A 26,935-nucleotide genomic window follows, 5' to 3' on the forward strand; every position below is an offset into this window, starting at 1 on the left:
GAGGTTACCACACAATGAAAGTATGTACAGTAGGTCTTGGATATATCGGATTACCGACATCGGCTGTCTTTGCGAACTATGGCGTCGACGTCGTCGGAGTCGATATCTCACAACATGTTGTTGATAAATTGAACCGTGGAGAAATCCACATTGAAGAGCCAGGTCTCGGCGAAATGGTCGCAGACGTCGTGGCAAAAGGGAAGTTCCGTGCATCACTCTCTCCAGAGAAAGCAGATGCCTTCATCATCGCGGTCCCAACACCGAACAACGACGACGAGCACAAATCATGTGACTTGACGTACGTCTTGGATGCGACACGCAAAGTGTTGCCATTCGTTGAAAAAGGCAACGTCATCATCGTTGAGTCGACAATCGCACCACGTACGATGGACGACTTCGTCAAACCACTCGTCGAAGAAGCTGGATTCACTGTCGGTGAAGACATCTATCTCGTACACTGCCCAGAGCGCGTATTGCCTGGACAAATCCTTCATGAGCTCGTGCACAACAACCGCATCGTCGGTGGGATCACGACAGAATGTGCAGAAGCAGGCGCACGCGTCTACGGTACATTCGTTGAAGGTGAAATCGTGAAAACGGATGCGAAGACGGCAGAAATGTCGAAACTCATGGAAAACACGTTCCGTGATGTTAACATCGCACTCGCGAACGAACTTGCAAAAGTATGTAACGACTTAGACATCAACGTTCTTGACGTCATCGAGATGGCGAACAAGCACCCACGTGTCAACTTGCATAGCCCAGGACCAGGTGTCGGTGGACACTGTCTCGCGGTCGACCCGTACTTCATCGTCGCGAAATCACCTGACCTCGCGAAAATCATCAACTTGTCACGTGAGACGAACGTCTCGATGCCACACTACGTTGCAGACAACGTTCAGAAGTTGACTGCTGGAATCGAAGACGCAAAAGTCGCTGTCTTTGGTGTGACATACAAAGGAAACGTCGACGACATGCGTGAAAGCCCAGCGGTTGAAATCGCTGAAATCTTGCTTGACCGTGGTGTGAACATCTCTGTTCACGATTCACACGTTGAAAAATCAACATCAAGCCGTTTCGAGCTCGTTTCAAAAGAAGAAGCACTCAAAGACGCAGACCTCGTCCTCGTATTGGTTGACCACAATGAGTTCAAAGTCCTCGACTTTGCAGAGCTCAAGTCATCAATGCGTCGTCCGATGATCTTCGACACACGCAACATCGTGAAACCAGAAGGTGAAGACGTAGCGGTCGTCAACTACGGCAACCTCTACAAATATACAAAGGAAACGAATCTCGTTCTTTGATTCAGGTGAATGAACATGTTTAAATCCGCGAAAGCTATTCTTTCAGAGCTAAAGTCGAGCTTGTACTTGATTTTCCGTCTCGCCACGTATGAGACGCGAAGCAACAACTCGATGCAGTACCTCGGATTTTTATGGGAGTTCGTGACACCGTTATTGCAGATTGGAGTTTACTGGTTCGTATTTGGATTTGGTATTCGAAGCGGCAGGCCGATTGATGGCGTGCCGTTTCTGCCATGGTTGGTCGCAGGGATTGTCGTCTGGTTCTTTATTGCCTCGGCGATCACCTCGACGGCCCGGTCCGTCTATTCGAAAATCGGCATGGTCTCCAAAATGAGCTTCCCAATCTCGACGATTCCGGCATACGTCTTGCTCGCACTCTTCTATCGCCACGTGGCGTTAGTCGGTGTCTCGTTCATCTTGATGTGGGCATTCGGATTCCCGATGGGGCTACATTCGCTCTGGTTTATCTACTTGGCGTTCAGTGCGCTTGCACTACTGTACTCGCTCGCCTTGATTACGTCCGCGCTCACGACAATCGTGCGCGATCTTCAAAACCTTCTTCAGTCGATGATGCGGATGTTGATGTATTTGACACCGATTTTTTGGGTGCCGCCGGCGAAGCTCGCGAATATCCTACAAATCAATCCGCTCTATTATTTAGTCGAAGGATATCGGTCGATGTTCCTCGGAACCGACTGGTTGGCGACTAACTGGGCTTACGGTCTCTATTACTGGGCCATCGTCTTCGTTCTCTTCTTCGTCGGGTCGATGATTCATTTGCGTTTCCGTCGACACTTCATCGATTACATTTGAGGAGGACCTTATGTACCAGGTTAAATTTGAAAACGTATCGAAACGATATACGCTTTATAACAAGCAATCTGATAAGCTGAAAGAGATCTTCTTCAGTAAAGCAGGGGGCAAACAGTTTTACGCACTTCGCAATGTCACGTTTGAAGTTCCACCCGGGGAAGTGGTCGGGATTATCGGCATTAACGGGTCAGGGAAGTCGACGATGTCGAACTTGTTGGCTGACGTCATGCCGCCGACTCACGGAAAAATCGAACTTCACGGAAAGACGGCGTTGATTGCGATCTCTTCTGGTTTGAACGGCAACTTGACTGGGCTCGAGAACATCGAGCTCAAAGGGTTGATGCTCGGGATGACGAAACAGGAGATTATCGATTTGACACCGGCCATCATTGAGTTCGCCGATATCGGTGACTTTATCAATCAGCCGGTCAAGACGTACTCGAGCGGGATGAAGTCCCGTCTCGGATTCGCCATCTCGATCAACGTCGACCCGGACATTCTCGTCATCGATGAGGCGCTCTCGGTCGGGGACCAAACGTTCACCGACAAGTGTCTCGCCAAGATGAACGAGTTCAAAGATCGTGGGAAGACGATTTTCTTCATCAGTCACTCGGTCTCACAAGTTCGCCAATTCTGTACGCTCGGCCTTTGGCTCGAGTTCGGAGAAGTGCGCGAATATGGACCAGTCGATGAAGTCGTTCGGGAGTACAACAAGTTTTTGAAATGGTTCCGCAACTTGTCTAAAGAGCAACAAGACTCGTTTAAAGCCGACAAGCTCAAACGTCGTACGACGGTCGTCGATGCGACAGAGCTCGGAGAGACATACATCTTACCGCCTTTGACAGAAGAACAACTACAAACACGCCATTCGTCGGTCGCTGTATCGAACGAAGCGTGAGCAATTGGGAGGAGGAAGCACGGCGAAGTCAGACCGTGCGAAACGACCTATGAAAAAAGTCATGACCGTCTTTGGGACGCGACCAGAAGCCATCAAAATGGCACCACTCGTACTTGAGTTGAAAAAACGTGAAGGGGTAGAACCGATTGTCGTCGTGACAGCGCAGCACCGTCAAATGCTTGACCAAGTGCTCGAGTTGTTCGAAATCAAACCGGACTATGACCTCGACATCATGAAGGACAAGCAGACGCTTTACGATGTCACATCACGCGTATTGAAAGGGATGGGCGAGGTCATCGCTGAAACGAAGCCAGACATCGTGTTGGTCCACGGGGACACAACGACGACATTCGCGGCATCACTCGCAGCCTTCTACAACCAAGTCGCAGTCGGTCACGTTGAGGCTGGCCTGCGCACACACAATAAATATTCACCATTCCCGGAAGAGATGAACCGCCAATTGACGGGTGTCATGGCTGACCTTCATTTCGCACCGACGGAAACGTCGCGTGACAACCTCCTTCGTGAAGGCAAGAACGAAGAGATGATCTTCGTCACAGGGAACACGGCAATCGACGCACTCAAAACGACAGTCCGTGACGACTATGCGAGCGAATTGCTCGACAGCATCCGTTCACAAGGTCGTCGTCTCGTCATGTTGACGGCACACCGTCGTGAGAACTTGGGTGAGCCGATGCGTAACATGTTCCGTGCGGTCCGTCGCTTGATCGAGAAGTATGATGACATTGAAGTCGTATATCCGGTCCACATGAACCCGGTCGTTCGTGAACTCGCTAACGAGATTCTTCACGATGTCGAACGCGTCCACTTGATCGAACCGCTCGACGTCTTCGACTTCCATAACTATGCGGCGACGTCGCACTTGATCTTAACGGATTCAGGTGGCGTACAAGAAGAAGCACCATCTCTCGGTGTACCTGTCCTCGTCCTTCGTGACACGACAGAACGTCCAGAAGGTGTAGCTGCAGGAACACTCAAACTCGCAGGGATTGAAGAAGAGAACATCTTCTCACTCGCGGATGAGCTCTTGTCTGACGAAACGGCATACAAAGCGATGTCACAAGCATCGAACCCGTACGGTGATGGTGAGGCGTCACGTCGAATCGTCGATGCCATCCTTGCCAACTAAATGAAAACGAATAGAGTTGTTTTGTGCCCGGCACAGCAACTCTTTTCTGTATCATTATCCTAATGATTCGGAGGTGCTTGCATGTCAACGAAGCGAATTCGTCCGGCGATTTACCATTACTATCCGCGTGGACCACATAAAAATCATATGTCGATGCGCGAAGAGGAATACAAGACAGAGGTCACTTTTTTACCTCAATCGCTAAAGGACTCGATTTATGTTCAACTATTTGACTTGAAATTTGAAATTCCCCCATCGAAAATCTTTTTGGCTGATGCCAAGATGGATGAAGGGGAAGAGATGGAAGTCAACACATCCGTTTATGTCGAAGGCGACCGCGCCATCCGACTAGAATTGTACGTCATGCAGTATTCAGATGAAGAACGTTTATCGAATAAGCGTTTCATGCTCACATTGAACCCAGGGGTGAACCCCGTTGTAGAAGTCGTCAAACAGATGGAAGATGCCAAGTATTTCAAGATGTCCTACAAATACATCGTAGAAACGCTTGAACCGACCACTGTACGATTTGATGATCTCTATGTGACGTTCCGCTAAGCGGAGCAAGTCTTAAGGGAGAAAGGGACCATACGGTATGTTATTTAGTTCCACGGTATTCTTATTTTATTTCTTACCGGTCGTGCTGCTGCTGTATTTCGTGTCACCACGCTGGTTAAAAAATACGATTTTACTCGTCTCAAGTTTATTTTTCTATGCATGGGGTGAACCACGGTTCGTCTTAATCATGCTCGCATCGATCGTCATGAACTATGTGTTCGGCTTTATGGTCGACAAGTATCGTGATGATGCAAAGAAAATCAAATGGACGATGGTGCTCATGCTTCTCGGGAACCTCGGGATGCTTGGGGTCTTCAAGTACGCGAGTTTCTTCGTTGAGAACGTCAACTCGGTATTTGGCTTCTCGCTGAACGACCCGGATATTCCTCTTCCGCTCGGGATTTCATTCTTTACATTCCAAGCGATGAGTTATGTCATCGATGTGTATCGAAACGATGGGCGTCTACAGAAGAACTTGTTTGACTTGGCACTTTACGTATCGTTCTTCCCACAATTGATTGCCGGACCGATTGTCCGTTATCAAACGGTCGCAGATGAAATCGTGGACCGCCGTGAGACAGTCGATGACTTCGTCTCTGGGATTCAACGATTCGTCATTGGTCTAGGGAAGAAAATGATTTTAGCGAACAGTTGTGGATACGTCGCGGATCAGGTATTCAGTCAATCGGCCGGGGATTTGTCGACGACACTCGCCTGGATCGGTGTCATCGCTTACTCGCTACAGATTTACTTTGATTTCTCAGGTTATTCGGATATGGCGATCGGTCTCGGTCGGATGTTTGGGTTCCATTTCCTTGAGAACTTCAATTATCCGTATATTTCAAAATCAGTGTCTGAGTTTTGGCGTCGCTGGCACATCTCACTTGGGAGCTGGTTCCGAGATTATGTGTACATCCCACTCGGCGGGAATCGACAAGGCCCATGGAAGACATATCGTAACTTGACCATCGTTTGGTTATTGACCGGGGTATGGCACGGTGCGAGTTGGACATTCATCGCATGGGGATTATACTATGGGATTTTCATCATGCTCGAACGGGCATTTCTTGGGAAATGGCTTGCCGCATGGCCGGCATGGCTCGCCCACGCGTTCACGCTCTTCATCGTCGTCATCGGTTGGGTATTCTTCCGTGCCGATAACTTCACGTACGCAACAGAGTATCTGCAAGTGATGTTCGGATTACACGGAGGTGAAGTATTCGATCAAACGGCATATTACTACATTGTTCAGTACGGTGTCGTGCTTGTCATCTCGATGATTGCTGCTACACCGCTTCCGAAAATGCTAGTCGCCCGCTTCTTGCGTCATGAAGTGAGTACGGATCGTCCTGTGCTTGCTGCAAGCGCTGGTCTTGCACGAGCGGCGTATATCATGCTCATTTTCGGTATCTCGATTTCATATGTCGTATCGAGTACATTTAACCCATTCATTTATTTCCGGTTCTAAGGAGGGCTGACAATGGAACAACAAACCAAAAGCGAACAAGTCCGTTCGAAAAGGCGGCGCCTCTCTTGGGTGGTCAACAGTATCCTATTGATCGGCTTCCTTGGCACCATCTTTTATGGACTCGCCGTTTACGCCTTTGGCACCGAACAAGCACGTTCGGATAGTGAGGGACGGATGCTAGCACAGCGCCCGGATCCATCTGTCGAGACGATTCTGGATGGAACATATATGGAAGAGTTCGAGGCATCAGCAAACGATCAGGTGTTTGAGCGTTACATGTGGATTGAGACACAAGCTTGGGTGCAACGTAACGTTCTGCAACAACAGATGAACAACGGTGTCATCAGTATCGATGAGTTCTTGTATGCACCAGATCCTGTGGCGAGCGACTATTCGTCACTTGGGGTCTTCTTTAAAGAATTTCAAAAAGAGATGAGCGAAGCTGACATTCCATCTTACTTCGCCTCGGCCCCTAGTAAACCGGTTTATGCGACAAGACAAGGAATCTTCCCAGATTACATCGAGTCGGCAGATGCAGAAAACCGAGGACAGCTTCATGCACGTCTTGAAGAGAATGAGATTTCGCTCATCGACTTAGAAGAAACGCTTGGCGATCAGCCAGGAAAAGATATTTACTTTAAGACGGATCACCACTGGCGTCCGGAAGGGGCATTCATGGCTTATGAACAAATCATGGAACGCTTAAGCGAGCAGTTCCCTGATGCTCCTGCCTTATCGATGGAGGATATGGAAATCAAATCGGTAGACGGTCCGTTTTATGGATCTCATGCCCGTGAAATTTCGATGCCTTACGTCGAGTCACCTGATCAATTTACGTACCTTGAACCGAAAGACGGATTTACTACGACAGTCTGTCGAAATGGCGACGACTGTGGTCATTCGGTCCTAGATACGGATGTCTTGAAGAACTCGACGAAATTCACGAACTACTACAACTTGTTCATGGGTGATAACTATGCCCAATCGAAAATCACACAAAACAATCCGAAAAATGATTATCACTTGCTCGTCTTAAAAGATTCGTATGCGAACCCGATGCTTGGCTATCTTGGAGAGTCATTCGGAACGGTGTCAGCGCTTGATGTCCGTTACTTCGACGACTATGATGTCAGCATTGCGGATTACGCAAAAGAAAATGAGGTAGATGCGGTGCTGTTCGTTCACAACGATCGCATCCGTGGTCTTGGTTCGATGTATCAAGAAGGCTTGTAACCCTAATCAATCGATTACGGAGAAAAGGTAGGTGCTCATCATGAACATATTACTACCGGTGTTTTTTCACTCCGCAATGGGAGGATTACACCTCCATATCTTATCTTCTTTGAAAGTGTTTCTACGAGAGGGGCATGAGGTGACCGTTGTCTGTAAACCTGGTCCCTTTGCCGATGAAGTAAGGAAAATCGGCGGGCAAGTCGTCGAGACGGACTATTCGAGTGAGGACGTGCAATGTGTCATCGATCAAATCCGATCACAGCCGTTCGATGTCGTGTATGCGCATCCGTTCGACGCGCGTCAATTTGGTCTCGCGGTGGCGGAGGCGAACGCAATCCCGTTCGTCCTCGTCATCCACGGGATGTATTATGATGAGATTGAGCAGTATCATCCGAGCGTCTCGCGAGTGATTGCGGTATCGGAACGGATTGCTACTCACCTGACTGAGCACTGTCCAGAAATCGAATCAAAACTTACGGTTATCCCTAATGGGGTCGATGCGACTTTTGTTCCGTCGGAGGAAACATCTCCATCAGAACGTATCGTAGGCTTATTCACGTCTCGCCTGGATGCGGACAAACTGTTTATACTAGACGTCTTCTTAGATGCACTAGAAGACGAGACGGTACGGTCTTTACCGATTGACTGGTTGATTATCGGTGACGGAACACAGCGAGATAAATACGCCGAGCGTTATGAAGCTGCACTGGCAGGGACAGGACAGAACATCGAATGGCTTGGTTGGCTAGAACAAAGCCAACTCCCTGAAGCGATGCGGCGTGCCGATTTTGTCATCGGTCCCGGACGGTCTGCGCTGGAAGGGATGGCGCTCGGTAAACCGACCATCGCTGTCGGGAGCAAAAGCTATCAAGGCTTGGTCACTCCTTCGACGTGGCAAGATATCGCGAGTACGAACTTCGGAGGCATCGGGAATAAGTATGAAGGGTATTCACCAGGACAAATCGGTGAGGCGATTCTCGAGTTGATGGATGAGACGAAGCGACGGGACCTTGCGAGCTTCTCGGCTACACTCGTCGATCAACATTTTCGAGACGAACAATCGCAACAACGCCTACTCGAGGTGCTTGAACAGGTGATAGAAGAAGGTGCTCGAGAAATCGATTTGGTCGAGCGCTATCCTCATATTCGTTATGATCAACTTCATGCTCGTCGTTCGAACCGAATCTGTACATGGAAATTGACAGATCGGGAACAACGACTTGAAGAGACACGCGATGAGTTAGTGACGACCAAACGACAGCTCGACCAACTGCTTATGATGAATGAGGAACAGTCTTTGGAAATCGAGAAGTTGCGAATGGAACTTCAGCGATTATCTGATGAAATGGAATAGCGACTTATGGAAAGAGAACTTCGAATCAGAAGTTCTCTTTTTGAATATAGCGAACTTATTCATTGTTTATGTGATAAATGTCACCAAAAGTCTTCTGACACCATAATAGTAAAAATAAGTATTTTTTATGTTACTTTTGTATTATTTATATTACAAAATTTACATATTCATTTCGTTTTCGGGGTAAAAATGATTAACACCTTAGAGGCACGCACATCATGTATACCTGTCGCCTTGTAGTTAGTAAAGGAGGATGCATGAATGAAAAAAGTCGTTGCTCTTTTTTTGTGTTTTTTCTTACTTGTCGGATTTACCATTGTACCGGGGTCGAAGGTTGAGGCAAGTTCATCTGTGACTCATGTCTACTCACCAAAATCGTATACACACTATGGAGGAGTTACGTATGCGGTTAAGAAATTTACTTATCCAAAGAGTGTGAAAGTCAAATTATCTAACGGGCGGTACGCTTATCGTTCAGTGAAATGGTCGAAAGTCAGTTTTCAAAAAGAGTACTTGAATCGAACTCAACGAATCGTTGGAAGCGTTCAGGGCACGAACAAGAAAGCGACCTGGTATGTGAGAGTGAAGAACTATCCGATCAAGGTTTCAACGCCAATCATTCGTGCGGTCGGAAAAGGTCAAAAGGCGAATTTGCCGACCAAATTAACTGCTTATTTTGCAAATGGTCAGCGTTCGACTTATCCATTGGAGTGGGGCCCAGCATACACAAGTAAGCTAGGAACAAGAATGGTCAGCTATAAAGCTCGTGGATTAAACTTATACTTCAGTGGAAAAGCGAAGCTTGTGGTGCGAGATGTTCAATTGACCCAACCCGTTTTTTCCATTTTGACGAACAATGAACAGATTCAGGCCGTAGGTAAAATTCATTATCCGGCTCGAGGCGTACGTCACTACTTGATTGCTGAAAACAGAGAAACCAAAGTACAGTATAAAAAGTTGATTTATCCTGAACAAGATGGATCTTACAAAGTGGCATCTCTACCGCTCAAACCTGCGTCCTATAATATGTATGTCCAGTCGGGCGTCAAGCGGACATCACCGGTGGTCGTTTCATTAAAAGGCGGACAGGTTCCGGGTGATTCGGAATCGGATATTCGCAATCTATTAAAAGGTCTATTATTGAATATCCAAGTGGCGAATCCGTTGTTGAATGACATCGTCTTCCCGCAAATTGACGGTGTGACATTCTCGATTGATTCAAACAAGTCGGCTTTGTCGAGTGCTGGTAAAGTGACGCGCGGAACGAATGATGAACTTGTGACGTTCACGATTCAAGCGAAACGTGGGGACATCACGGAATCAATCACCTACAATAACATTTTGATTCCGAAGCGCTCCCAGACGGACGAAGAAGAGCTCGACCTCTGGCTCAACAGCATTCAAATCGATAACCCGCTCACGAAGAACATCGAATTGCCGTCCTATCCGGGTGTCGTCTTCTCGATTGAATCGAGCAATCCATCAGTCGTCTCCACTTCTGGTGTCGTTACGAGAGGAAATCAAGACGTGTATGTCAATTTGACCGTACGGGCAACGAAGGGAGCGGTGACGCGTACGAAGTCCTTCCCGAATATCCTCGTACCGAAAAAAGATTCATCGGCGGACAGTATCATTGATGATTACTTGAATCGACTGGTCATCTCAAGCCCAGTGACTTCGAATATCACACTCCCACCTCTTACTGGGGCGATGGTGACCTTGACGTCTTCGAATCAGGCGGTTATTACAAACAGTGGGATTGTCACCCGAGGTACGACGGACCAATCCATTTCGCTCGTCGTCACAGTGACAAAAGATGGGGTCACGAAAACGAAAATTTTTCTCGGTTTACTTGTACCGAAGAAAGAAGGCGGGGCTGAAGGGGAAGTAGATGACTACTTGGCAGCACTGTCGATTACAAGTCCACTCACATCGAACATTGTCCTACCGCCATTCACTGGTGGTACAACGACGCTGTCCTCATCGAATCCAGCGGTCGTCTCGAACAGTGGGGTTGTCACACGTGGCACGACGAATCAAACGGTGTCGATTACGGTCAATGCGACGAAGGACGGTGTGACGAAATCACGTACCTTCACGAATTTGCTTGTACCAAAAGATGATGCGTTGTTGACAGCCGAGCTCGACGCGGCTTTAAATGCCATCAACCTTGGTAATCTCATTAACCTGTCGACCAACATCTCACTTCCGTCCGCATCAAACGGAATCAATGTCAGTTGGTCCTCGAATCAACCGGGTGTCATCTCGAACACCGGGGTGATTCAACAAGATCCGACCGATGCGAAATCGTTCATCCTGACGGCTTCGGTCACAAAGAACGGATTGACTCGGACGAAGACGTTTAGTGGGTCGGTTGCAGCGAATGTTCAGTTGGTATTAGCAGACGATGTGACGAAAGTTAAGTCGTCATTCGGGACGCTGTATCCGGTATTTGATTTGTCGTTACCAACGAGCTTGAATGGTACTCCGCTCACATGGACCTCAAGTAACCCGGCGCTGATGACGAGTACGGGGGACGTTCGGGAAAATGATGTGGTCACGCCATTTACCTTGACCGTCAGCATTGCTAGTACAAATCAAATCATCAATATGTCCACACAAGATGTCGATACGGGGTTACTCGGTGGGTTGCTCGATTCGCTTGGCACCCTTTTGAATCCAGTTGTGAGCGCATTGACGGGTAATGCGCAAACAGCCACTCTGCCAACGCAGTATGGAGGTTTACTTGGAATCGGGGCGAAGAGCATCACGAATTGGGAGAGTTCACACCCGAATCTCGTGACGATTCAAGGATCCAATGTTACCATCCAACGAGATGACCAAGAGCATATCGTTGTCTTGCGAGCGAAATATGAAGGAATCGATCAACCGATTCCATTTATCGTCAAATTATCGAAACGATAACAAAGAACGGAGTCGCATGATGCGACTCCGTTCTTTTAGTCAATGTGTTGTGAAGCGAGCGGGTCCAATCGAAGAGACGAGACGTGTCGCTGCACGTAAGCAATCCAGCTGTCTCGTATACACACGGCTCACATCAGAAAATGCAGAGGGAAGATGGTCTGAGTCGAGGGGACCTTGTCGCATATAAGGAGATTCCCCGGCGCCAAGCGGTGTCGGATGAATCACAAACTTATAGTGAGATGGGTCGAGCTCGACGACTTCGATTTCTGCAAACAATTGTGCATCACGTGTATACAAGAAGCGGGTGGATAACCATTTATCTGAATCTGTCATGGGTCACCAGTCCTCCCTCAAAAAGTCTTATCTCCTTTATATTAAAACATTTTATGGTTATTTGGTAATTTTATTTCATATATATCCCAAAACACTGACTATAATTTGTAAAAAGAATGGATTCGTGCAATCTTTCTCTTGATTAAGTATGGTTAAAAGAGAATGGACGAATATGAGGTGACAATATGAGAAAGAACGCGACTGGTACATACCGGTTCGTCATCATCCTTGGGGCGAAAGTGAATGGGACTCGACCGTCCCGCGCGCTCCAACATCGAATTGACGTAGCGGCCGCCTATGCGAAGGCACATCCTCATGTCGAACTGATCGCAACAGGTGGACAGGGACCAGATGAAGGGATGGCGGAGGCGCGTGTCATTGAACGAGAACTGATGGCGCAAGGAATCGATGCAACACGGATTCATGCGGAAGCGACATCGACGTCGACAATCGAGAACTTTGAGCATAGCCGCTCAATTTGGGACGGAGCATCCGGTGTGACGATCGTGACAAATGATTTTCATGTGCCGCGCGCTCGTCTGATTGCGAGACTGTACTTTCAGCTCGAGAGTGATGCTTTGTATGCACCGACCCCACCGCTTGCGAAAGTGCGATATATGATCCGTGAAATGTTGGCGTACGTGAAGTTGTTGGGACGTTACATATTTAATCGAACATGGAAGAGGAAAGAGTAGATAATTCTACTCTTTTTCATTTACTTTTATTGTAAATAAATAACGGTATACTTATATAAAATATGGTAAGATAACTCGTATTATGCTATAGAGAGGTGAATTATGAACTGTCCAAATTGTTCAAAAGAACTGAGTACCACGCAACAGTTCTGCCCAAATTGCGGCACGAAGGTGGAAACAATGGCTTCAATGGAAGAAATGAAACCGACACCACCCGTTGAAACGAAGATCCCATCTTCTAAAAAACGAGTCGGAAAAGGCTTATTGATTACGGCATTATCTTTATTATTGATTGCAGGTGCGACATATTTTGGATTTTATCAATTCATGTATACCCCTGAAAAACAAATCGAACAGATTCGCAAAGCTATCACGAGTGAGGATGCCAAGGCACTCGCCCCGTTATTGCGACTGAAAGAAACAGACGTGGCAGAGGCACAGGCAACGGCCTTATTGACAGGACTGAGCCAAGCGGAATTGATGGAATCGACAGTGGACTATTTAGACCGTGCTAGTCGTTCCATCGGAGCATCGAATGAGGGACTTCCGCTTCGTTTACGGGAGATCGGCAAATCGTACGGTGTATTCAAGCGATATGGTCTTGAGTTGATTCCTCAGACGATGTATGTGTCGAGTAATTTTGATGCCATCACAGTGTCTTTGCCTGACCCATATGGGAAAGAAAAACTGGCTTCTGAAGGAGATCAAGTCGTCATTCGGGATGCGTTCCCCGGTATGGTCGAAGTCGCTGTGAAATACGATGGTCAATATGGACAAGATCAAGCGGTCAAAACGTTCAATAGTCTGGAGTCGTCCAATTCAGATGAACCGTTCATGGTCGCGTTCAAAGGATTGAGTGTCGAGCTAGATCAAACCTACGAAGACGCTCCGTTGATTGTGAATGGGGAAGACTCAGGCAAAACGATTGGAGAATGGAAGACATACGGACCCGTTCCGAAACAAGGCGTAACGTTGAGTACTTATATTGACATGCCATGGGGGACGGTAGAATCCAAACAGATTCTCGCTAAACCGGGTAGTAAGCCGGTCAAGTTTGACCCGCAAGTGGATGCTGACACAATTGGGTTCACAGAGGACATCATCACGCGTCACGCCGAAGAATGGGTGAACTTCATGTATTACGAGGACTTGAGTGCATTGACGGTTGTCACGGATGAGGCTTACTTGGCCAAACAACAAAAAACTTATGACATCATGCAATCAGAAAACCAGGAATGGTATGGCTCGTTCGATGGGGTAGAAGTGATTAACCAAAAAACGAAACTTACGACATGGAATAAAAAGATGGCGATTGAGACGGAAGCGGTCATTGGTATTAACAGTCAATTTATGACGGATGGCGAAGAAGACGCGCCTCAACGTTTAGTGAAATCAAGGTTTCGCTATGTCATCGCCGAACCATATGATGATGGAACGTATCATATCGTAGAAGCGACATATTTAGAATAGGAGAGATGAACATGACAATGTGGCAACAGCAGTCTGCGCTATTAGATACAGTGGAGAGTATCAAGGACTTACAGGCTCGAATGGAAAAATCAAAAAAGGCTCGGGGGCAATTGCTTCTTGAACTCGGACAACAGCAGTATCGTCAATTGATGCAGCAAGGACGTTCGGAAGAAGTGGCGAAGATTATGGAACAGGATGTCCTCATCTATGAGGCGAGCCGGCGCATCCGAGATATGCAAGAAGCGCTCAAATCACATCGCTGTACATCGTGTGACGCATCGCTCGATAAGGATGCAAAATTCTGTGGTTCATGTGGTACACCGGTCCCGCAACCAGACGTCCGTCCGAAACAAGCATGCAATTCTTGTGGTTCCCCACAACCGCTTGATGCCTCGTATTGTGCATGCTGTGGAGGGAAGATGGAGGTGACTGCATGAGATATTGTCACCAATGTGGTCATGCAAATGAGGACCACAATCAATATTGTGAACGGGACGGTGTCCAACTAGAAGGGACAGATACGTCGTATCGTTTTGACGTATCGACCGGTCAATTTTGTACGAGTTGTGGCAATGCTAGGGCAGCGCATGAATTATATTGTCATGCTTGCGGCCAAACGGCACTCGAACCGTCGACAAGTGTCAATCGGATGGAAGAGTCACTTCGTACGGTCGCCGCGACCGGGACACAAGTGATGTCACAATTGAGACGAGTGGCCGGAAAACGAGACGGCGCAATGAAGTTGTCCTTTTCAACTGAATCGCTCCGGTCATTACGTATCAATCAGACAGACGTGATACGCGGATCAATGCTCGGTCTTGGATTTTTATTTGTTCTCCTGTTGATTGCAGGAAGTCTAGTCGCGATGCTACCGGCGGAGGCCATTCCGTCACTTGCCGATGAACTCGAAATTAACATTTCGTCGTTTAATGCAACGATGTTCCTCGCTTTTCTCATCGGTGCGAAAGTGTACTGGTCCGTCACGACAGAACAGGTGAATCAGTTTATCGCGAGTCTCGGTGCAGGGATTGGAGATTTCTTGCGAATCGAAGGGGCTGTGGATGCTCAATTTGGAAACTACTTTATGATGTATGGTGGAATATTCTTGATGATTGCCGTTGTGTATGTCTTGATTCGACAGACATCGACGTTGAGCGATGTGTTCAGTCGTATGGCGGGATTCATGGTGACGGTTCTCGTCGGGTATGGATTGATTTACGCCTTCGCTTTTCATCCACCACTCTTTGAAGTCGCATGGATCAAAACCATTGCGGCGACAACCTTGATGGTCCTCTTTGCTCTCGGGTTGGCTTATTTGATTACGATGCCGTTCCAGGGAGAGTGGAAGATTGCGCAACAAGGCGTTCGTGCGTTATTGACCGTCACACTCGTATCGACGTTCGTCGGTATTGGTTACTTTGGTCTTCAACTCAGTAAAATCGATGAGGGAGAACGCCTCGAGTTTGTCGACAGCGAAGAAATGCTGTATTTGACTGGACAAGCGGCGAGTATGAATTGGCAGACTATCGGACATGGAGGAGAGCAAGCACTCTCACTTCAATCTCCATTAGGTTCTTATGAAATTGGCATGTCGTTGTTTGGGGAGACCGCCCCAGAAAAAATTGCGAATTCAATTGAAACAGTAAGCGAAGGATTTGGTGGGGTAGAGGATGTCTTGTGGCAATCATTCTCCGATACCGAAGGACCTGCCAATTCAATTGGCAAGCCTGTCGATATGATCACCGTCTCACCGATGATTTTTGGGACGTTGACCGAAATGTATGAGGCGGATCTCGCAAATGATGAAACGCGTTCTGAAGCGTTGTACAAGGACGGTGTCTTCTCCTGGTTGCTGATATTATTAGTCTTGAATGTCGTGATTTATGCTATGTTCGCTAAGGGGCATGTTCACTCATGGCAGGCAGGAATCTGGTTTGTGGCTCCGGCACTCCTTGCATTCATCGTCTGGCAGTGGTTCTTGAATAACGGCATGTTCGTTGAGTTGAACGGGGTTCGGATTTTAGGCGTTGCCACGGACGGAATGAGTATCGCAGGAACGTTCATTGCGCTCGTCTTGATCACGATGGGGGCGCTCCTTGGTTGGGGAATGAAAAAATTGAATATCAACTAAGCGAAACAAGCACGGACAGCCTCCTGTCCGTGCTTGTTTTCAATATTCTTCTTCCCGTGATAATTCATTGGAACCAAGGTTTTGCACAATCTTCATGTCGCCATCCTCATACCGGACTGCATACGTCGTTTCGAATGTCGCTCTCACACTAGAGTCGTCTTCTTTGATGATACGGTACTCTTCATTCGTGGTGACGGTCGCGGTTTCATCATCTTCAATCGAGTCACGATCTTCACCGTTCACTTGAATAGAGATGACTTCTGTGTATATGTGGTCTTCTTTGATGCCTTTGACGAAGAGCGTGTTGTTCAAGTAATCTAATGTCTGTGACTGGAACGTTGATCCCTCAGCAAGGAATGTTTCGACTTCGGATGTATCCGTTGAATAAGTCGCACTGGTGAAAGCGTCGATAAAAGAATACATAAACCGATCGATTTCGTCATAGGAAACTGGTTCATAGAACACACCCGTTTCTGCTTCGGTATCCGGGAGAGCGGCGTCCTCTTCGACTTCAGAAGCTTCTTCTGCTTCTTCTTCCTCCGTCGAAGCAGAGAACGATTGTTGTACATCTTTTGCTGTCGTCGTCTCTTTTGAGGCGAGTGGTTCGTTCCATTCCGACCATAACCATACCCCTAATCCGATCACGGCCACAAGGGCGAGCGGGACGGTCCACTTCCAAAGGGGAAGTCGGGTCGATGACGTTTCGATTTTCGTGCCACATTGCGAACAGTGGGATTGCCCTCGCTTCAGAGTCGCTCCGCATGCTGTGCATTTGTTCATAGTAATCACTCTTTCCATTTTTTAGTATTATTTTACCTCTTTCATAAGAGTTCTGAAATGAGGGATTATGTATTTGAGTCAATTAAAAACTAGGCTCTTGCACTCGCAAGAGCCTAGTTTGGTTGACAGCCGATTTCTTCGTTCAATACGTGGCCAAACGCTTCGGCGCCCTTAATATTTAAATGGACCCCGTCACTTTCGAAGTACGCTTCCTTTCCGATTGAGCGTTCATGCCAATCGATGAGGGACACGTTCTCATGAAGCTCACTGGCCCGAGCGAGTTTTTTATTGACCTCACTCTCCCATGGACGTGGGACACGTGTGTTGATCAAATAGATTTCATCTGCTCGTTCGAACTGCTTGAGCAACGTCTCGAGTTGCTCCATTTTGAAGGCACCGTTCGTTCCGAGATGGAGGAACACGACGTGACCTGGAGCATTATACGATTGGTACTGAGAGGCAACTGGAATCGCATCGCGAACTTGACGTCCGATTTGGGCGTCGATTTTCATATTCGGGAAAGCATCTGCCAAATATTCGTTCAATCCGAGCATGACCGAATCGCCAATCGCGAGAGCCGGTGGACATGTTCGTTCTTCTGGTTTTTCAGTTGGTGCTTTGTTTTCTTTTGTCGATTGATCTTCAGACGGGACTTCCTCTGTTTCCTTAGATTCCGATTCTTTCGGAACGTCCTTTGTCTCATCTTTTGGCATCGGTACTTTCACGACAGGAATTTCATCTTCGACCGGCTTCGACTCAGAGAACGCCAGAATGGTCAAATTCCCAACGAGAACGAGTGAGAGCGCGGTCGCACATGCCGTGGCGGCAAAGCGTGCGTTCGGGTGCGTCGGTGTTGAGACGAGCTGACGGAACGCTTGTTTGAATCCGTTTCGACGAATCGGTGTCTCGACGAAGCGATACGACAACTCGGCGATCAAAAGCGTCAACGCCACTTGCCCGACGGAAAGAAGTGGCGAGAACGTCCCGAGTCGATCGAGCGGTGTCGATAGAATGATGACCGGATAGTGCCACAAGTAAATCCCATACGTGCGTGTACCGATCACGCGAAGCCAAACGCTTCCAAACAGTCGTGACCAAATGGTCGCCGGATGGGCGACAGCGGCAATCAATAGGGCGGATAGGAAAGCGACGAGCAAGAAACCTCCGTAATAGAGGAATGTATCGTAGGCGTTGACGTTACTGATGATCCCAACGATGACGATGAGCGAAACGGCGCCGGTCCAGTTCAAAATGTGGCGTCCGATATGCGGGATCGTTTCTTTAAACGTGTCCGGACGCCAACCGAAGGCGAGGACGGCTCCCATGAGCAGACCGAACAATCGCGTGTCGGTCCCGTAGTAGACGCGGCTCGGATCGGCTTCCGGGACATATCGGAACGCCATCCAGGCGGCGGAGACGAATAGAAGCGCAGCGAGCAGTTGAAGCAATCGCTTCCGGAACGCGAGACCGACGAGTAGGAGCAACGGCCAGAACGCATAAAACTGTTCTTCGATGGAGAGAGACCATAGATTTTGAAGCGGTGATGGCTTTCCGAAACTCTCGAAGTAGGAGACTTCGTGAAAGATATACCACCAGTTGTTCACATAGGCGAGTGCCGCCAGTGAATCTTGGCGCACCGTATCGAGCAAGGAGCGGTCAAACAGCGTCACATACGTCATCACGACCGACAGCATCAAGACGAGTGCCGGCAACAAACGACGGAAACGCGCGAGGTAGAACTTTTTCAAATCGATTGTGCCGGTCTTCGTCCATTCGCGAATCAAGATCCCGGTAATCAAGTAACCGGACAGGACGAAGAAGACATCGACACCGAGGAATCCCCCGGGTATGTAAGGTACATTTAAATGATATAAAATCACAGCCAAGACGGCGAACGTGCGCAAGCCGTCGAGACCAGGCATATACGTTGTATGTTTGAGTGGTTGCATGCCCCCACTTCCTTTCTAGTAAAGCGGACATTTCCCTTATTTTTGAATCCATTCTTCAGTATAACGAGCGTGGAGGAGGGAATGGTTTCAAAAGATTAACAATCAAATGACGTAAAAATCCAATAAAAAAAGGGACACGAGGTCCCTTGCACCTTACATCAGATTAATCAACGTTCCACCGAGTACCCCGGCGATGACGAGTGCCCACGGTGGTAACTTCCAATAAGCAATCATCACGAACAGGAAGGCAGCGAACACGAAGTCGACCGCATCGTTGACGGTACTCGTGAAGATCGGGCTGTAGAATGCCGCAATCAAAATCCCAACGACCGCCGCGTTGACACCGATGAGGGCACCGGCGACTTTCGGGTTGTGACGGAGCGCGTCCCAAAACGGAAGTGCTCCGAGGATGAGCAAGAAGGCCGGCAAGAAAATGGCAACCGTCGCAAGGATACCACCCGGCACACCGTTAATCACCGTTCCAAGATAAGAAGCGAACGTGAAAAGCGGACCAGGAACGGCCTGAGCGGCACCGTATCCTGCAAGGAAGGCTTCTTCACTCAAGAAACCAGCTGGTACAAGTTCTCGTTCTAGTAGTGGCAAGACCACATGTCCGCCGCCGAAGACGAGGGCACCGGCCCGGTAAAAGCTATCGAACAAGGCAATCGTCTGATTCTCAAACGTCTCCCGTAAAATCGGTAAGATGACGAGAAGTGCCCCAAAAATCGACAGCAGAACGGTCCCGAGACGTTTCGAAATCGGGAACGCACTCGATTTCGTATCGAGACGGTCCGGCTTGAACAACAGGAATCCTGCGAAGGCCGCGAGGAGAATGAACAATACCTGACTGAACGTCGTTTGCCAGAGTAGGACGCCTGCCAAGGCAAAAAAGGCAATCGTTCGTGTCTTTGTATCAGGTGTCAGTTTACTCGCCATCCCTAAGATGGCATGGGCGACGATAGCGACAGCGACGACTTTCAAGCCGTATAACCAGCCTGCATCGGAGACGTCGAGTCCGGATAACAATAAAGCGAATAGGATGAGGGCAACGACCGACGGCGTCGTGAAGCCGATGAACGAGGTGATCCCACCTAATATGCCACCGCGGACAATCCCGATCCCAATCCCGACCTGTGAACTCGCCGGTCCGGGCAAGAATTGGCATAAGGCGACGAGGTCGGCGTAAGCTTTCTCATCCATCCATTTGCGTCGTCTCACATATTCCTCGTGGAAGTAACCGAGGTGGGCGACCGGACCACCGAATGAGGTGAGACCGAGCCTCGTTGAAACGAATAAAATCTCTAGTAACGTCTTGAACGTCACACGTTGTGTCGTCATATCTTCACTCCTTAATTTCTTTGAATAACTCGTATGCCTTTTGACGGGCTTCCGCCAACACAGAAAGTCCTTTTTCGGTCGTCACGTAGTTTTTGCGAACGTGTCCATCGACCGTCTCATTTTCACGAATCAAGAGCCCGTCTTTCTCCATCCCGTGCAAGATCGGGTAGAGCGTCCCGGCGCTGATTTCGTACCCGTGCTCCCGAAGCTCATCGACCATCCATGCTCCGTACACGGGGTGTTCCGCGGCGTGGTGCAAAATATGGATGTGGATGAATCCGAGAAACAGTTTCCGCAAGACGCGGTCTTCCATACGTGTCATCTCCTTAATATCGAAATTCGATATCGGTTTTCGAAATCAGTCTAACAAAAGATTGAGACTGGGACAAGGGAAGAGCATGCAGTTTACGAAAACTTTAAATCAAAAGTTGGGAATGAGTTCGGAAAAAATAGGGAATCTATCACAAATGAGGTAAACTAAGTGGAGATTTTATTTGCTGAGGAGGAAGTGACGTGACAAACCCCATTCATTCTTCATACGATACATTGTTACGTTATATGCCCCAAGGCTACGTCGAGTTTAAAGTGATTTACGACGACGCTTCGGAGCCGGTTGACTATGAATTTTTTGAAGTGAATCCTGCTTTTGAGAAGATCATGAAAGGGAAGCGAAAACACTTCATCGGAGAAAAAGTGTCAAGCGCCCTAAAAGATTTTGAATATAGTGAACGGGAGTGGATGATTCAAGTGGCACGTGTCGTCAGTGATGGGGGTACCGTGACGTTTGAACACTATTCACGTCGTAATAAATGTTGGTTCGAGATGTCCGTGTTTAGCCAACGAACAGGATTTGTGTCCGTCATGTTCCACGACATCACGCCACACGTTCAAGAGAACAATGCGTTAAAACAACTCGTCAACGTATCGCATCGCTTCGTCTCAACCGGAAGTGACTTGTTGATGAATCAACAATTTCTTGACCAAATCCGTGACTTCACCGGAGCGAAGGCGGTCGCACTCAATTTGATGGAAGCGGATGGCGAATCGTATACGACAGTGGCATTATCGGGCATGGATGAGATGTTAGAGAGAAGTCTCGACATCCTTGGATTTCATCCGGTCGGAAGGAAATGGCCGATGACGGATCAGCGACGCGACCTATTCAAACATTCAAATCCTCTTGTATTTGATGGGATTGGTCCACTTATTGATGGTGCGCTTCCAACGCGTCTCGTCAAAAATCTACTTCGAATCTTCTCGCTTGGAGAAGTCGTTCTCTTCAAAATCGAGAAGGACGGTATTTTATACGGGGATTTGACGATTGTGATGGAGCAGGGGAAACAAGCGAACCGTCTCGGTCTCGTCGAGTTATACCTAGACCACGTACTCCAGCAATTGACAAAAGCGGACCGTCAAGTAGGTGAAACAAAGAAATCAATGTTCGATGGATTTGGAACGCTCGACTTGGAATGCATCATGGCCTTCAACACACGACAAGTGCTCCATTTGAATGATGCATGGGAACGAATTTTAGGGTTTTCACTTGATGAGCTGGAGAATATCGACTTTCTTAGTCTAGTTCACCCGGATGATGATACCATCACGGAAGCGGCGTTTATGGAACTTGAGGAACGTGGTGAGTTGTTCCGCTTCATCAACCGTTTCCGGACGATCGACGATACGTATCGATCGATCGAGTGGCATTGCAAACTTCAAGGGAATTATATTTATGCGGTCGCCAAGGACGTGACAGACCGAGTCCAATTGGAAGAAAAATTGGCCGATCGGGACCGCCTCTTGACGAAATTGTCCGATCAAATCCCGGGTGCCATCTATCAATTCGAATTATTGCCTGATGGAAGTTTCAACTTCCCATTCTTTAGCCGAGGCTTTGAAGATATGCTGGGGATTTCGGCAGAAGAGGTACAGACGGACGCGAGTCTTGTCTTCCGACGGATGCACCCGGATGATTATCCGCTTGTCATGCAGTCGATTGATGAGTCCTATCGCAACTTGACGATTTGGGATGCTGAGTTTCGCGTCTTGACCGAGGACGGACGAACCGTCTGGATTTTAGGATCATCCCGTCCGGAAAAGATAGCGGATGGTCACGTGTTGTGGCACGGTTATATCGGAGATGTCACGGAGAAGAAAACATATGAGAAAGAGATTGAGTATCTCAGTTACCACGATCAATTGACGGGCATTAAAAACCGGCGTTACTTTGAAGAGGCGTTGGAGCGCTATGATGATGACCACTTTTATCCGCTCACACTCATCGTCATCGATATCAACGGGTTGAAGCTCACGAACGATGCGTTCGGACACTTGGTCGGAGACCAGCTGCTCGTCGAAGCGGCGAATATTTTGCGAAATGAATTGCGCGCGAAAGATGAAGTGGCACGAGTCGGAGGCGATGAGTTCGTCGTGATCTCTCCGAATACGACGCTCGATGAGGCGAAACAGCTGTCGGATCGTCTCGGTCGTCTCTTCCACGAGCAGACGGTTGAAGGATTACCGATTTCCGCATCATTCGGTGAAGCGGTCAAACATGACTCGAATGTCGAATTGACCGAGGTGTTCAATTTAGCGGAAGATCGGATGTATCACCACAAGGTTTCTGAAAAGCAGAGTCGACGCCACCATTCCATTCAAATCATCATGCGCACGCTGTATGAGAAGATTCCACGAGAAGAAGCGCATTCTCAACGAGTCGCCAATTTAGCGGGGCAACTGGCAGAAGCGATGGGCTTCACGAATGCTGAAGTGAATGAGATTCGAACGGCCGCTATTCTCCATGACATAGGAAAAGTGGCAATCAGCAACGATATTTTGGATAAACCGGGCGCGCTGACCGAATCGGAATGGTATGAAATCAAACGCCACCCGGAAATCAGTTACAATATTTTAAGTACCGTACCCGAATATGTCGCCTTATCGGAAATTGTCTTGGCGCACCATGAACGATGGGACGGGAAAGGCTATCCGAAAGGGCTACAAGATTTTGAGATCCCTCTTGCTTCACGAATCATCGCAATTGCGGATACGTTCGATGTCATGGTGACGGGGCGACCGTATCGACAGGCGAAGACGATTGACGAGGCACTCGCCATCATCTCACAAGAGGCGGGCAAACAGTTTGACCCATCTCTCGTCGACGTCTTCTTTGAAAAAGTCGTACCGACACTTCAACAATAAAAAGCGAGTCCTCCTGAATATGGGGGGCTCGCTTTTGTATTAGACGGTTAGGGGTCGTTTCTTCAACACGAGGATGGTGAGGAGGAAGACGACTCCGGTCATGCCAATCATGACAAGGATGGAGGGATACGGGAACTGACCCTCATACATCGTGATGACACCGTTATTCAACCAATAGGTCGGCAGGAAACGACCGACAAGTTTCAATGAATCCGGCAACCAGAGCAGGCTGATGAACGCCCCGCCGGTGATGGCGGATGCCATCGTAACCGAGATTTGAAAGATGTTCGCCTTCTCCCGATTCGTCGCAAACACGGCGATGAGACCACCGAGGGCTAGACAGACGAGCAGATAGGAAGAAAACAAGGCGAATACGGTCGGGAGATGTGTCCATACATCCTGACCGTATAAAGCGAGGCTCACGCCAATCAACAGCATCACGTAGATGAAGCCGACGAGATAAAAGGCTAGTAGCAGGGAGGCGAAGTAACGCCTTGGTGTCACCGGTGAGGCGAACAACCGCGCATAGATCTTCTCGTCCCGATCATCCGCGACAAACATAGGAATGAACTGGAGAAAGGTCGACATCATGATGAACGACAACAGACCGAAGAAAGCTTGTGTTCGGGCGGTCGTGGCGACACTTTCCTGGAACGGTTCACTTGAAAGTGTGTAACCGTTCGACGTCTCTTTTGACGCAAGCTGTTCGAACGTTGCTCTATCGTAGCCGTTCGCTTCGAGCAGTTGGCGTTCGCGGGACAGATAACCGTTCAGTGCTTGCTCGATTAACGAGGCATCACTCCCGGCGATTGCAGAGAAGGAAAGACGAGGCATCTCTCCTGTGAACGCCTGTTCTGTGAAGTCATCAGGAATGATGAGGACGATATCTTCTCCTTCTAACAAGACATCATCCGTGTTCGACTCGAGCAACGTGACCCGACCAAACCGTTCGGCCTCGTCAATGAGGCGTTCGGCGAGAAGTCCACCGTCCCGGTCGACAATCCCGATGGATGCGTTCAAACTGGACGTTCCACCGACGAAGGAGAGGATGAGCGCGAAACCGAACATCGACACGAAGGTGAACACCCACAGCCCTTTCTTTCGAAGCATCCGTTTGGCCACATGTCTAATGAGTACCATGACGCTTCACCCCTTTCGAGAGAATGTAGCTGAATGCGATCAAGATGAGGAGATGAATCCCGAGCAATCCGAGACTTTGCCAATACAGATTCATGTCACCTTCACGTAGGAGGACGGCTAGCATTCCGTCCCGCATGAAAATCGGCATGAACACGTAGGCAGCCCACGGCGCATAGTTCAGCGTCACTTGGTCAAAACCGGGGACATAGCCACCGGATAAGATCATGAGGATGGCGACGAATCCGTTGACGATCGCATCCTTTGTCGTCGCGCTCAACTTCGGCAAGTTGACAATCAGAAATCCGATGGCGACCCCGTACGCGGTCAAGGCGAGCCAAGACAGAATCAGATAGCCGAACTGTACGTTCGCCAAGTCGAATGTGCGATAGACGAAGTGGCTGAACCAAAACAAGAGGATAAGCTGCATCAAGATGATGACGTAGCGACTGAACGTCCGCGCAAGTCGATATTGAACCGTTCGGACTGGGGCCGCTTGGATGCGTAAGTAACTGCCTGTATTCGGTTGCTCTTCTCGTGCCATCGATGTGATATAAAACGACCCGAACAATGCCGTCATGATTGAAATCGTGACGGTGAAATACTCGAGCGAGGTCGGGGTACGTCCTGCTAAGTCGACACTTTCCGTATCGAGCCAAGCCTCATTCACATATGGGGCCGACACGCCTTCTTCCGCGAGCGTGATCTGTTGATTGGCGATGGCTGTATACTGACCTAGGATGGCATCGAGGACGTCGAACTCGACCGTCGTCGGTTCCTCATAGAAGAGTGTGATGTCAGGTCCATCGAGTTGCAAGATGACATCGGCATCGCCATCGTTCACACCTTGTTCGGCAGATTGGAGATCGACGTATGGGACAAGTCGGATGAAGGCTTGAATGTCTTCCTCTTTTAAAAAAGCCTCGAGCGGCTCTCGATATTGGTCGGTCGATGACTCGACGTAGGCGACGTTCGTGACCGGAAGTTTGAACGTGTCACTGAAGACGGCCGACAGCATCGTCCCGAGTCCGAAAATGAGGATGAGCGGAAAGGTGAGCATCCAAAAGAGGGTGGCACGATCACGAAGCCGCTGTTTCACATCATATTTGATGAAAGTCCACATGACGTCCCTCCTATTCCCGGAGCGTCTTCCCCGTCAATGCCAAAAAGACGGTATTGAGGGAAGGGCGGTCGACCGTGATGGAGGTGAAGTGGACGCGTTCTTGATGGAGCGTCTCAAGGAGCGGGGCAAGCGGCGTGTCTTTGTCTAACGACACCTCGATATACGGTTCTTCATACTCTACTTTTTGAACGTGTTCGAGTGCGTCGAGACGTTCGAGCAAATTTGGTGTGAGCGCATCGACTTTGATCCGGGCCGTCTCGAGTGTCATGACACGGTCTTTCAATTCGTCCTGTGTTCCTTCTGCGATAATCCTTCCTTCATCAACGATGGCGATTCGGTCGCAGAGGAGTTCGACTTCTTCCATGTAATGAGATGTATAGATGATGGTGGCACCGCGGCGATTCAGTTCGCGGATGTTCTCTAAAATGGTATTTCGCGACTGTGGGTCGATGGCGACGGTCGGTTCATCCATGAAGATGAGTTCGGGTTCATGGACGATGCCACAGGCGATATTGAGGCGACGTAGGAGACCGCCGGACAGTTCGGGCGGACGTTTCTTTTGATGGGCATCGAGTTCGACGAAGTGGAGCGCGGCCTCGGTCTTTTGTTTCGCTTCTTTCGGACTGAATCCATACAGCTCCGCAAAAAATTGGATGTTCTCATAGACGGTCAGCTGATCATAGACGGAGACGTGTTGCGGCACGATCCCGACTCGGCGTTTGATGGCCATTTCGTCTTTTGGCATCGCTTTTCCAAAAATGTGAATCGAACCGGAGTCCGCCTCGTACAGATTCAACATGACCGAAATGGCGGTCGTCTTCCCGGCACCATTCGGTCCGAGCAACCCGAAGAGTTCGCCTTCTTCCACTTTCAGAGTGAGGTCGTTCAAGGCAATCGTATCCCCGAACCGTTTCGTGACATGGTCGAGCGAGATAATGGACATCGTGATACTCCTTTCTCATGTGAAATGTTTCTCGTTCTACACAAAGGTGTTCGAGGATTGTCACGAATTTACCTGTCCGGAACACTTGAAATGTGCAATAATCTAATTATTCAGATAATTATAGTGTTGAAATGA

At 48.6% G+C, this 26,935-nt stretch carries 22 protein-coding genes and 1 pseudogene; 15 read left to right on the forward strand and 8 right to left on the reverse strand.

The window, feature by feature from the left end; genetic code table 11:
* Positions 1 to 14 precede the first annotated feature (14 nt).
* The 9 genes from IRJ25_RS02450 to IRJ25_RS02490 all read left to right on the forward strand — a co-directional run bounded on the left by IRJ25_RS02450 (position 15) and on the right by IRJ25_RS02490 (position 11,703).
* A complete protein-coding gene (locus tag IRJ25_RS02450) occupies positions 15 to 1,304 on the forward strand; it encodes a nucleotide sugar dehydrogenase (RefSeq protein WP_074036038.1) in 1,290 nt (429 codons plus the stop codon).
* A gap of 15 nt (positions 1,305 to 1,319) precedes the next feature.
* The gene (locus tag IRJ25_RS02455; RefSeq protein ID WP_012727110.1) at positions 1,320 to 2,117 is read left to right on the forward strand and encodes an ABC transporter permease; all 798 of its coding nucleotides are present in this window, start codon (positions 1,320 to 1,322) and stop codon (positions 2,115 to 2,117) included.
* 10 nt (positions 2,118 to 2,127) lie between these two features.
* Positions 2,128 to 3,015: a teichoic acids export ABC transporter ATP-binding subunit TagH gene (gene tagH / locus IRJ25_RS02460; RefSeq protein WP_012727109.1), complete on the forward strand. Its 888-nt coding sequence runs from the start codon at positions 2,128 to 2,130 to the stop codon at positions 3,013 to 3,015.
* A 49-nt stretch (positions 3,016 to 3,064) separates the two neighbouring features.
* Entirely contained in the window at positions 3,065 to 4,165 is a 1,101-nt protein-coding gene (gene wecB / locus IRJ25_RS02465; RefSeq protein WP_012727108.1) for a non-hydrolyzing UDP-N-acetylglucosamine 2-epimerase, read from the forward strand.
* Positions 4,166 to 4,246: 81 nt separating this feature from the next.
* On the forward strand, positions 4,247 to 4,723 hold the full coding sequence (locus IRJ25_RS02470; protein ID WP_196431112.1) for a hypothetical protein: 477 nt from the start codon (positions 4,247 to 4,249) through the stop codon (positions 4,721 to 4,723).
* 37 nt (positions 4,724 to 4,760) lie between these two features.
* On the forward strand, positions 4,761 to 6,191 hold the full coding sequence (locus tag IRJ25_RS02475; RefSeq protein WP_159562817.1) for an MBOAT family O-acyltransferase: 1,431 nt from the start codon (positions 4,761 to 4,763) through the stop codon (positions 6,189 to 6,191).
* 12 nt (positions 6,192 to 6,203) lie between these two features.
* Positions 6,204 to 7,424 (forward strand): DHHW family protein, encoded by a 1,221-nt coding sequence (locus IRJ25_RS02480; RefSeq protein WP_269317713.1) that lies wholly within the window; start codon positions 6,204 to 6,206, stop codon positions 7,422 to 7,424.
* Between the two features lie 40 nt (positions 7,425 to 7,464).
* On the forward strand, positions 7,465 to 8,778 hold the full coding sequence (locus IRJ25_RS02485; RefSeq protein ID WP_269317714.1) for a glycosyltransferase family 4 protein: 1,314 nt from the start codon (positions 7,465 to 7,467) through the stop codon (positions 8,776 to 8,778).
* Between the two features lie 261 nt (positions 8,779 to 9,039).
* Positions 9,040 to 11,703, forward strand: coding sequence for an immunoglobulin-like domain-containing protein (locus IRJ25_RS02490; RefSeq protein ID WP_269317715.1), 2,664 nt, complete (start codon positions 9,040 to 9,042; stop codon positions 11,701 to 11,703).
* A 39-nt stretch (positions 11,704 to 11,742) separates the two neighbouring features.
* Here IRJ25_RS02490 and IRJ25_RS02495 read toward each other — a convergent pair whose 3' ends face one another.
* The gene (locus IRJ25_RS02495) at positions 11,743 to 12,036 is read right to left on the reverse strand and encodes a hypothetical protein (RefSeq protein WP_074036045.1); all 294 of its coding nucleotides are present in this window, start codon (positions 12,034 to 12,036) and stop codon (positions 11,743 to 11,745) included.
* 185 nt (positions 12,037 to 12,221) lie between these two features.
* Between IRJ25_RS02495 and IRJ25_RS02500 the strand changes: the two genes are divergently transcribed.
* The 5 genes and pseudogenes from IRJ25_RS02500 (at position 12,222) to IRJ25_RS02515 (ending at position 16,332) form a co-directional block, all read left to right on the forward strand.
* Positions 12,222 to 12,731: a YdcF family protein gene (locus IRJ25_RS02500; RefSeq protein WP_269317716.1), complete on the forward strand. Its 510-nt coding sequence runs from the start codon at positions 12,222 to 12,224 to the stop codon at positions 12,729 to 12,731.
* 102 nt (positions 12,732 to 12,833) lie between these two features.
* Positions 12,834 to 12,899 (forward strand): annotated as a pseudogene (locus tag IRJ25_RS15205) (zinc-ribbon domain-containing protein); the annotation flags it as partial.
* A gap of 12 nt (positions 12,900 to 12,911) precedes the next feature.
* Positions 12,912 to 14,201, forward strand: a complete 1,290-nt coding sequence (locus IRJ25_RS02505) for a TcaA 3rd/4th domain-containing protein (RefSeq protein WP_269317717.1) — start codon at positions 12,912 to 12,914, stop codon at positions 14,199 to 14,201.
* A gap of 11 nt (positions 14,202 to 14,212) precedes the next feature.
* Complete coding sequence (locus IRJ25_RS02510) at positions 14,213 to 14,638, forward strand: zinc ribbon domain-containing protein (protein WP_269317718.1); 426 nt, start codon at positions 14,213 to 14,215, stop codon at positions 14,636 to 14,638.
* Entirely contained in the window at positions 14,635 to 16,332 is a 1,698-nt protein-coding gene (locus IRJ25_RS02515) for a zinc ribbon domain-containing protein (RefSeq protein WP_269317719.1), read from the forward strand. The genes IRJ25_RS02510 and IRJ25_RS02515 overlap by 4 nt, the downstream gene beginning before the upstream one ends.
* Positions 16,333 to 16,371: 39 nt before the next feature.
* Here the strand turns inward: IRJ25_RS02515 and IRJ25_RS02520 are convergent, their stop codons facing one another.
* The 4 genes from IRJ25_RS02520 to IRJ25_RS02535 form a co-directional block, all read right to left on the reverse strand.
* Positions 16,372 to 17,112, reverse strand: a complete 741-nt coding sequence (locus IRJ25_RS02520; protein ID WP_269317720.1) for a zinc ribbon domain-containing protein — start codon at positions 17,110 to 17,112, stop codon at positions 16,372 to 16,374.
* Positions 17,113 to 17,225: 113 nt separating this feature from the next.
* Entirely contained in the window at positions 17,226 to 19,061 is a 1,836-nt protein-coding gene (locus tag IRJ25_RS02525) for an acyltransferase family protein (protein ID WP_269317721.1), read from the reverse strand.
* A 153-nt stretch (positions 19,062 to 19,214) separates the two neighbouring features.
* The gene (gene chrA, locus IRJ25_RS02530) at positions 19,215 to 20,399 is read right to left on the reverse strand and encodes a chromate efflux transporter (protein ID WP_214781896.1); all 1,185 of its coding nucleotides are present in this window, start codon (positions 20,397 to 20,399) and stop codon (positions 19,215 to 19,217) included.
* Positions 20,400 to 20,403: 4 nt separating this feature from the next.
* A complete protein-coding gene (locus tag IRJ25_RS02535; protein WP_031422630.1) occupies positions 20,404 to 20,712 on the reverse strand; it encodes a PadR family transcriptional regulator in 309 nt (102 codons plus the stop codon).
* Positions 20,713 to 20,912: 200 nt separating this feature from the next.
* Here IRJ25_RS02535 and IRJ25_RS02540 point away from each other — a divergent pair, with 200 nt between their 5' ends.
* Positions 20,913 to 23,597 (forward strand): HD domain-containing phosphohydrolase, encoded by a 2,685-nt coding sequence (locus IRJ25_RS02540; RefSeq protein ID WP_269317722.1) that lies wholly within the window; start codon positions 20,913 to 20,915, stop codon positions 23,595 to 23,597.
* Positions 23,598 to 23,636: 39 nt separating this feature from the next.
* Here the strand turns inward: IRJ25_RS02540 and IRJ25_RS02545 are convergent, their stop codons facing one another.
* Genes IRJ25_RS02545 through IRJ25_RS02555 form a run of 3 tightly spaced genes read right to left on the reverse strand, consistent with a single transcriptional unit; the run spans position 23,637 to position 26,800 of the window.
* Positions 23,637 to 24,737, reverse strand: coding sequence for an ABC transporter permease (locus IRJ25_RS02545; RefSeq protein ID WP_269317723.1), 1,101 nt, complete (start codon positions 24,735 to 24,737; stop codon positions 23,637 to 23,639).
* Entirely contained in the window at positions 24,724 to 25,857 is a 1,134-nt protein-coding gene (locus IRJ25_RS02550) for an ABC transporter permease (RefSeq protein WP_269317724.1), read from the reverse strand. Before IRJ25_RS02550 ends, IRJ25_RS02545 begins: the two co-directional genes overlap by 14 nt.
* Positions 25,858 to 25,867: 10 nt before the next feature.
* Positions 25,868 to 26,800, reverse strand: a complete 933-nt coding sequence (locus tag IRJ25_RS02555; RefSeq protein ID WP_269317725.1) for an ABC transporter ATP-binding protein — start codon at positions 26,798 to 26,800, stop codon at positions 25,868 to 25,870.
* Positions 26,801 to 26,935 lie beyond the last annotated feature (135 nt).

Origin of the sequence: Exiguobacterium sp. KJ 601 (genome assembly GCF_027161185.1) — a bacterium.
Taxonomy (GTDB): Bacteria; Bacillota; Bacilli; order Exiguobacteriales; family Exiguobacteriaceae; genus Exiguobacterium; species Exiguobacterium profundum.